General features: G+C 73.9%; 8 protein-coding genes. 2 read left to right on the top strand and 6 right to left on the bottom strand.

The genetic code is table 11. From position 1 onward, the window contains the following. Positions 1–862: 862 nt before the first annotated feature. Positions 863–2,362 (bottom strand): NTF2-like N-terminal transpeptidase domain-containing protein, encoded by a 1,500-nt coding sequence (locus ACFY3L_RS18565; protein ID WP_389324912.1) that lies wholly within the window; start codon positions 2,360–2,362, stop codon positions 863–865. Between the two features lie 105 nt (positions 2,363–2,467). Further along, entirely contained in the window at positions 2,468–3,871 is a 1,404-nt protein-coding gene (gene sthA / locus ACFY3L_RS18560) for a Si-specific NAD(P)(+) transhydrogenase (RefSeq protein ID WP_389324909.1), read from the bottom strand. Between the two features lie 62 nt (positions 3,872–3,933). On the opposite strand from sthA, the gene ACFY3L_RS18555 reads away from it, so the two are divergent. Continuing rightward, positions 3,934–4,458 (top strand): type II toxin-antitoxin system PemK/MazF family toxin, encoded by a 525-nt coding sequence (locus tag ACFY3L_RS18555; protein WP_389324906.1) that lies wholly within the window; start codon positions 3,934–3,936, stop codon positions 4,456–4,458. A 12-nt stretch (positions 4,459–4,470) separates the two neighbouring features. On the opposite strand, the gene ACFY3L_RS18550 is transcribed toward ACFY3L_RS18555, so the two are convergent. From ACFY3L_RS18550 to ACFY3L_RS18540, 3 genes are all read right to left on the bottom strand, one after another. Next, on the bottom strand, positions 4,471–5,127 hold the full coding sequence (locus ACFY3L_RS18550) for a hypothetical protein (protein WP_389324903.1): 657 nt from the start codon (positions 5,125–5,127) through the stop codon (positions 4,471–4,473). A 62-nt stretch (positions 5,128–5,189) separates the two neighbouring features. Continuing rightward, a complete protein-coding gene (locus ACFY3L_RS18545) occupies positions 5,190–6,095 on the bottom strand; it encodes a hypothetical protein (protein ID WP_389324900.1) in 906 nt (301 codons plus the stop codon). Beyond that, positions 6,095–6,700 (bottom strand): RNA polymerase sigma factor, encoded by a 606-nt coding sequence (locus ACFY3L_RS18540; RefSeq protein ID WP_389324897.1) that lies wholly within the window; start codon positions 6,698–6,700, stop codon positions 6,095–6,097. The genes ACFY3L_RS18545 and ACFY3L_RS18540 overlap by 1 nt, the downstream gene beginning before the upstream one ends. A gap of 131 nt (positions 6,701–6,831) precedes the next feature. Between ACFY3L_RS18540 and ACFY3L_RS18535 the strand changes: the two genes are divergently transcribed. Further along, entirely contained in the window at positions 6,832–7,182 is a 351-nt protein-coding gene (locus ACFY3L_RS18535) for an STAS domain-containing protein (protein ID WP_389324894.1), read from the top strand. 46 nt (positions 7,183–7,228) lie between these two features. Here ACFY3L_RS18535 and ACFY3L_RS18530 read toward each other — a convergent pair whose 3' ends face one another. Beyond that, positions 7,229–7,942: a DUF3159 domain-containing protein gene (locus tag ACFY3L_RS18530; protein WP_389324891.1), complete on the bottom strand. Its 714-nt coding sequence runs from the start codon at positions 7,940–7,942 to the stop codon at positions 7,229–7,231. Between the last annotated feature and the right edge of the window lie 3 nt (positions 7,943–7,945).

Raw genomic sequence — 7,945 nt, 5'->3', positions numbered from 1 at the left:
TCCCGGCGCCACCCTCCACACCGCGAACGCGACGCCTGCGGCACTCCCGCGGCGACGAGCGCCCCAGTTGGCGAACCGGTCGGCAAGCACGCCGGCCGGCACCTCGGCAAGCGTCCCGGCGCCACCCTCCACACCGCGAACGCGACGCCTGCGGCACTCCCGCGGCGACGAGCGCCCCAGTTGGCGAACCGGTCGGCAAGCACGCCGGTCGGCACCTCGGCGAGCAGCCCGGCGCCGACCAGACCGTGAAGGGCACCGAGACCTGCCCCGTCGCCGAGGCCCGCGCCGGCGATAGAGGTGGCGCACAGCGGCACCGCGTCCGCCGGCAGCGCCCACGGCACGACCCGCCCGGCGAACCGGCGGACCGGATCGTCGCCGCATCGAGCACCACGTCAACCGGACGGCATGCCGGAACACGCTGCCTGCCACGGTCTCAGTCGCTCAGGGTCTTCAGGGAGGCCTCGGCGACCGGCCACGCGGCGTCCTGACCCACGCTCGCGACAAAGACGCACTACTCGACATCACTGCACACCCCGACCGACAGGGCCCAGAACCGTCAGCGCGCTCAGGCGCTCAGAGTCTTCATGAAGGCCTCGGCGATCGGCCACGCGGCGTCCTGACCCGCGCCCTCGACAAAGACGCAGTACACGACACCACCGCACACCCCGACCGACACGGCCCCGGGCAGTCAGCGCGCCCGAGACCGGCGAGCCCGCAGGCACTCAGAGCCTTCAGAAACACCCCCGCGACCAGCCACGCGACGTCCTGACCCGCGCCCTCGACAAAAGACGCATACGCGACACCGCCGCGCACCGCGACCGACACGGCCCCGGGCATTCAGCGTGCCCGGGACCGGAGGCCGTCAGGTGCTCAGGGTCTTCAGGAATGCCTCGGCGATCGGACCCGTGACGTCCTGGCCGGCGCCCTCGACGTAGACGCAGTACGCGACGCCGGCGCGGACCCCGACCGACAGGCCCGGGACGGTCAGCGCGCCCGTGACCGGTGGGCCGTCGGCGGCGGGTGGGCCGGGCGACGGCTCCGTGAGCAGGACCGGCTGGCGCCACTGGCCCCGGGAGGCCGCCGCGGCGGCACCCGCGTAGACGAGCGGTGACCCGACGACCCCGTCCGCGGTGGCCTTGCCGGTGAACATGTCGGCGCCGAGCTTCCACGCGGCGCCGAACCCGGCCGCGGCGCCGTCGACGCCGAGCGGCGGGCTGGGCACCTCGGCCTGGAACGCGAGGTTGTAGCCGGCGGCGTCGGGGCCGTTGGCGGCGGCGAGCACCGCGCCGTCGGCGACCCGGACCGCGACCAGCGCCGAGCGCTTCGTGGTGGCCGCGAGGGCGGCCTCCGCCGCCTGCTGCGTCTTCACCTCGATCGTCGTGCGGACCCGGGCACCGTCGACGGCGGACGCGGTGTACAGGACCTTGTCGGCCGCCTTCGCGCCCTGCGGGTCCGCCGCCACGATCTCGACCCGGGGCGTGCCGCGCAGTGCCGTGTCGTACCGACGCTGCAGCCCCGTGAGTCCCGTGATGTCGCCGGCCTTCAGCGCGCCGCCGCCGGCGTCGATCAGCTCCTTGGTCGCCGGTCCGGAGGTGCCCAGGAGCGCCCGCCCGAACGTGCGGGTCAGCGGCAGGGACAGGGTGCCGGCCCGCGTGGCGATCCCGTCGGTGGCGGCGAGGTCCCGTTCGATCTCCGCGTAGTCGGTCTGGCGCAGCGTGACGAGGTCGACGAACGCGTCGGGCTTCGCGGCCGCGATCCGCCCCGGCAGCGCCGAGGTGTCGACGTCGACCCGCACGGACCGAAACACCAGGTCGAGCCGCTGGACGAGGGCGTTGACGTCGCGGACCCGCCGCGGCTCGATCCCGAGATGCACGACGGGGATCTCCGACACGATCGGCGTGCCGTCGGCGGCGAGGACGACCCCGCGGTTCGCCGGGGTGGAGCGCAGCGTCAGCCGCCGGCCGTCGGGCAGGTCGGGGTGCACGACGGCCGGGCCGAGGTAGACCGCCCACCGGCCGTCGATCCTGCGGGCGTCGACGGTCGTCTCGTACGTCCAGTGGCGGCCGTCGGGCAGCGTCCAGTCGACGCCGAGCGTGGTCGTGGCGTCGTTCCTGCGCACCGTCGCCGCGCCGCTCCTCGTCAGCGCGGGGCGGCGCGCCGCGAGGTCGCCCTCGGTGCCGGCCAGCAGCTCCTTCGCCGCCCCGGCCGCGAGGGGCTGCCCGGCCGGCGTGCGCAGCTCGACGCCGGTGAAGTCGGCCCGCTGCCACCCGGCGACGAACGCCGCGAACGGATCCTCGGCCGGCTTGTCGCCGGTGCAGCCCGCCAGGGCAGCCAGCAGCGCGGCCACCAGCACCGGCCTCACGTGTCGCAGCATCCGTGCCTTCCCCCGTGTCGTTGCCCTGCCTCCTGAGAACTTCATCGGTCGCGGCCGAGGTTGGAGTTCTGTGGTGTGGTCCCCGTCACATTCTCAGGCCGTCAGGCGCGACACCGAGCGCATCTTGTTCATCGCGTCGAGGGCCGCCACCTTGTACGACTCGGCGAGGGTCGGGTAGTTGAAGACGGCGTCGACGAGGTAGTCGACGGTGCCCCCGCAGCCCATGACGGTCTGGCCGATGTGGACGAGCTCGGTGGCCCCGGTGCCGAAGACGTGCACGCCGAGGATGCTGCGGTCCTCCGGCGAGACGATGAGCTTCAGCATCCCGTACGAGTCGCCGATGATCTGCCCGCGGGCGAGCTCACGGTACCGGGAGATGCCGACCTCGAACGGGATGTTGTTGTCGGTGAGGTCGTCCTCGGTGCGCCCGACGAAGCTGATCTCGGGGATCGTGTAGATGCCGATCGGCTGGAGCAGCTGCATGCCGCGCACCGGCTCGTCGCACGCGTGGTGGGCGGCGAGACGGCCCTGCTCCATCGAGGTCGAGGCGAGGGCCGGGAAGCCGATGATGTCGCCGACGGCGTAGATGTGCGGCACCTCGGTGCGGAAGTGCTCGTCGACGGTGATCCGGCCGCGCTTGTCGGCCTCCAGGCCCGCCTTCTCGAGGCCGATCTGGTCGGCGGCGCCCTGCCGGCCGGCGGAGTACATGACGGCGTCCGCCGCGATCCGCTTGCCGCTGGCGAGGACCGCGACGGCGGTGCGGCCGTGCCGCTCGACCGCGGCGACGGACTCGCGGAAGCGGAACGACACCGACAGGTCCCGCAGGTGGTACTTGAGCGCCTCGACGATCTCCAGGTCGCAGAAGTCGAGCATCCGGTCGCGCCGCTCGACCACGGTGACCTTGGTGCCGAGGGCGGCGAACATGGACGCGTACTCGATGCCGATGACGCCGGCGCCGACGACGACCATCGACGCGGGGATCTTGTCGATGTTGAGGATGCCGTCGGAGTCGATGATCGTGGTGTCGTCGAACTCGACGCTGTCGGGGCGGGCCGGCCGGGTGCCCGCGGCGAGAATGATCTTCTCGGCGGACACCAGCGACGAGTGACCGTGCTCGTCGGAGATCGACAGCGTGTGCGGGTCGACGAAGACGCCGGTGCCCTGCAGCAGCTTCACCCGGTTGCGGGCCAGCTGGCTGCGGATGACCTCGATCTCCCGGCCGATCACGTGCTGCGTGCGCGCGCCCAGGTCACCGACGGTGATGTCGTCCTTGACGCGGTAGCTCTGCCCGTACATCTCCCGCTGGCTCAGGCCGGTCAGGTAGAGCACCGCCTCGCGCAGGGTCTTGCTCGGGATGGTGCCCGTGTTGATGCAGACACCGCCGATCATGTGGCGCCGCTCGACGACGGCGACCCGCCGGTCGAGCTTCGCGGCCGCGATGGCCGCCTTCTGCCCGCCGGGGCCGGAACCGAGCACGAGGACATCGAAGTCGTACATGGACCACAGTGTCCAGTGCGCTGGCAAGCGCCGTCCAGATGATCGGGACTATGGTCGTCCGCGTGAAACGACTTCTTCGCGACCTGGCCACCCGGCTCGGCGCCCGCCCGTCCGCCCCCGCGCAGCCGGTGCCCACGCAACCGGCGCCCACGCCGACCGCCGCTGTGCCCGCCGGCCGGGCCACGCTGCACAAGCCGGGCCCGCCGCCGAAGCACGTCAGCGACAAGCTGCTGCAGTACGCCCCGCAGCTCGACGGCGCCGCCGACCCGGGCGAGGTCGTGTGGACGTGGGTGCAGTACGAGGACGACCCCAGCCAGGGCAAGGACCGGCCGGTCCTCGTCGTCGGGCGCAAGGGCACAGAGCTCGTCGGGCTGATGCTGTCCAGCCAGAGCGAGCGCGACGGCCAGCGCAACTGGTTCGCCCTCGGGCCCGGATCGTGGGACCGCGACCAGCGGCCCAGCTGGGTCCGCCTCGACCGGGTCCTGACCGTCGAGGAGCACGGCATCCGCCGTGAGGGCGCCATTCTCGACCGGGAGCGCTTCGACCGGATCGCCGAGCGGCTGCGTTCCTCGTACGGCTGGGACTGACGCCGCCGTCCGTCAGGGCTGCAACTGGAACACCGGCAGCATCTTGGCCAGCTCGTCGCGCATGAGGGCGGCGGCCTCGTCGAAGCTGTCCACCACGGTGGCGGCCTCGTCGGTGCCGTCGCTGCCGACGAAGCGCCACGTGCCGTCGGTCGCCGACGCGAGGGTCGCCCGGGCCGGTGCCTTGCCGCGGGCGACGTCCTGCACGGTCGAGGTGTTGAACGTGGCGACCGCGGGCCGGTGCCGGTGCAGGAACCGGTCCGCGATCCCCAGCAGCGGCTCGCGCACGTCGACGTCGGCGCCGATCGGGGTGATGTCGTAGCAGCGGTACGCGCGGGCGGCGACCAGGAACCGGGTCATCTCCGCCTCGAACAGCAGCGCCCCGTCGGCCTGGTCCTCCGCGGTCAGCCCGACCTGCACGAACGCGCGCGGCCGGTGCAGCCCGGCGGCGACCGCGGCGACCGCCGGCGCCATCTCCAGCTTCTGTCCGTCGACGGGCGCGGCGAGGTGGCGCAGCAGCAGTGACCCGAGCCCGGCGCTGAGGACTGCGTCGGCCCGGTCCGCGTCGGTCAGGCCGAGCAGCCGGGGAGCCTCGCCCGGCTGGCCACCGCTGGCCAGCAGGAACGACAGTTCGGCGGCGGTCATGCTGAGCTGTTCCGTGGTCCCGTCCATGGCGTCCATTCCCGTCGCGGTCGTCCGTCGTTGTGGTGCTCAACGCCGGGCACGCGATCACGTCACGCGTTCTTGGACGACTTGCTGTTTTTCGACTTTGTACTGGACGGCGACGGCGCCGGCGGCAGGCCGCAGAACGCCTCGATACGGTCCGCGCCGCCCGCGGCGGCGGTCAGCACCCTCAGATCCTCGGGGTCCATCGGCTTGCGGTGCGGGTTGTCGCGGACCTTCTGCCACTCGCTGCAGAGCTTCCGCATGTCCTTCGCGGCCGTGGCGCTCGGCTGCGCCGGGCTCTGGGTCGCCGCCGGTCCGGTGGAGTGCTGCGCGACGGGCGTGGTCGGCGACGCGACCGGCACGGTCCGTGACGGCGTCGCGGGCACGGGGGCCGGCGCGTGGTCGGGGACCTGGTCGATCCAGTCGTGCGCGGCCCGCTGCAGCGGCGCGGGCAGCCTGCCGGCGCCGGCAGCGACCCCGGCCCCGGTGAGCACGCAGGCCGTCAGCGCCGCCGCGAGCACCGCGACGCGCCGCCTGGCCGGCCGCTGGACCGGCCGCTGGGCCGGCCCGGTCCGCTGTGGCGCGACCGGGTCACCGGCGCCGCCGGCGGTGAACTCCCGCCGGAACGCGGCCACCGCCGCGTCCTCCCCCGCCAGCTCCCCGGGCCGCGCCGGACCGGCCGCCGCCCGGAGCAGCCCGGCCAGCGCCGAGTCCCCGATGTCGCCGGTCCGGCCCGGTTCACCGCGCCCGCCGGTCTCGCCACGGCCACCGATCGCGCCGTATCCACCGGTTTCGCCGCGTCTGCTGGATTCGCCGCGCCTGCTGGATCCCCCACGGCCGCCGGTCTCGCCGCGGCTGCCGGATCCGCCGCGGCCGCCGGTCTCGCCGCGGCCGCCGGATCCGCCGGTCATGTCATCGAGGAGCCGCTGCGCGTCCGCCTTCGACAGCGCACGCCGCCGCCACCAGCCCAGCATCAGGCACCTTCCAGGTGGGCGTGGGGCAGGTCGGCTCCGGCGCCGGTGGTGCCTGCGGCGACGCGGCGGTCGCGGACCTGGGGGTGCACGGCGAGGCGGCGCAGGCCGCGCATGGCGGCGATGCGGACCGCGCCGGGGCGCTTGCCGAGGACCTCGGCGGTGCCGGCCACGTCGAGGCCGGCCACGACGCGGAGCAGGACCGCCTCGGCCTGGTCCTGGGGCAGCTCGCCGATGAGGCGCAGCGCCCACTCGGTGCCGGCGTGCTCGATGACCTCGGTGGCGGCGTCCGGGGCGGGGCGGCCGGACTCGACCTGGTCGCGGCTCTCCTCCCGGCGGCGCCAGACCCGGCGGCCGTCGTCGATGGCGCGGTGCCGGGCGATGCGAAACAGCCAGACCCGGAACGCGGTCGGGTCCCCCGCGAAGCGCGGCAGGTCCCTGACGACCTGCAGCCACGTCTCCGACGCCACGTCCTCCGCCGCGTCGCCGCACACGGCGTGCAGGTACCGTAGGACCGCCGGCTGCAGGGCGCGCCACAGCACGGCGAAACCGGTCTCGTCGCCGCCGGCCGCAGCCCGCAACGGCGCGGCGAGATCGGCGTCACGCACCGGCGTCACCGACAAGGTGTAACGCGTTGCGGGCGCGATCCGCCCCTTCGGGGACGAGCACGAGCCGCGCATCGAGGGGGATCACCGTTGAGGGACCGACTGCCGCACCGAACAGGGCCGTGGGAGCGGACATGACCGACACCTTCGCGACCGCGACCGTCGACGGCTGTGTCGTGGTCACCCCGACCGGGGCCCTCGACGTCGCGACATCACCCGCGTTGCACACGTGGGTCCACCGCTGCCTGGACGAGGGAGCGACGCTGCTCGTGCTGGACCTGTCGGAGGTGGAGTTCATCGACTCCACAGCATTGCGGGTCCTGGTGTCGGTGCACAAGCGGTTGCGGGACACCGAATCGGGGGGATTCGCGGTGGTCTGCCCGCACGCCCGCATCCGCCGGATCTTCGACCTGACCGCGCTCGACCGTGTGTTGACGCTCACCGACACCGTCGACGAGGCCGTCATCGCCCTCAAGGCGCCCTGACAGCGCTCCTGACAGCGCCCCTGCCGAAAGCCCTGCGGCGCCGGCGTCACTGGCGGGTGGCACCGGCGTCGGTGCCGGTCGGTGCCGCCCGGGGATGGCGCAGGCCGGGGTGGCCGGGCGGCAGGCTGCGCCGGAACACCCACCAGCTCACGGCCAGGCACGCCGCGACCAGGGGCCAGGTCAGCACCACCTGCGCGGTGGCCAGCCACACCACGTGACCGGTCCACCACAGGGGCACGAAGATCAGCAGCCGCACCAGGTACTGGCAGACCCACACCCAGCTCGCCGCCTGGTACGCCCGCAGCAGCGCCGGGTCGCGCCGCCACCTGGTCTTCTGCCCCAGGACGGTGCCGGCGATCAGGCCCAGGAACGGCCACCGGACCAGGACGCTGCCCGCCCACGCCAGGGCGCTCGCCGCGTTCGTCAGGAGCCTGACCAGGAAGAAGTCCTCGGCCCGGCCGGTGCGCAGCGCCACGATCGCACCCAGGCAGACCAGCAGCAGGCTGACGACGGTCGCCGCGGGCGGCCGCCCCTGCCGTAGCCGCCAGGCGGCGACGACCGCGCCGGCCAGGACCGCGACCCCGGCGCCCAGGGCGATCGACCGGCCCCCGGCGAGCCAGCCCGCCACGAACCCGGCGACCGGGGCGACGCTGTCGAGCGCCGCACGCCGCCCACCGAGCAGGGTGGCGAGTGACTCGTCCCCGTTGTGCACCGTCGACACCTTTCCAGAGGCCAGGCCCAGGTAAGCCTGCCCTATCATGCC

This window comes from Dactylosporangium sp. NPDC000521 (assembly GCF_042898305.1).
Lineage (GTDB): Bacteria > Actinomycetota > Actinomycetes > Mycobacteriales > Micromonosporaceae > Dactylosporangium.
The sequence above is the reverse complement of the archived record's forward strand: the minus strand, read 5'-3'. Positions and strand labels throughout refer to the sequence as shown.

Bases quoted from the DNA above. Each gene is read 5' to 3' on its own strand.
- sthA (WP_389324909.1), bottom strand. From the start codon at position 3,871: ATGTACGACTTCGATGTCCTCGTGCTCGGTTCCGGCCCCGGCGGGCAG.
- ACFY3L_RS18550 (WP_389324903.1), bottom strand. From the start codon at position 5,127: ATGGACGGGACCACGGAACAGCTCAGCATGACCGCCGCCGAACTGTCG.
- ACFY3L_RS18545 (WP_389324900.1), bottom strand. From the start codon at position 6,095: ATGCTGGGCTGGTGGCGGCGGCGTGCGCTGTCGAAGGCGGACGCGCAG.
- ACFY3L_RS18535 (WP_389324894.1), top strand. From the start codon at position 6,832: ATGACCGACACCTTCGCGACCGCGACCGTCGACGGCTGTGTCGTGGTC.
- ACFY3L_RS18530 (WP_389324891.1), bottom strand. From the start codon at position 7,942: ATGATAGGGCAGGCTTACCTGGGCCTGGCCTCTGGAAAGGTGTCGACG.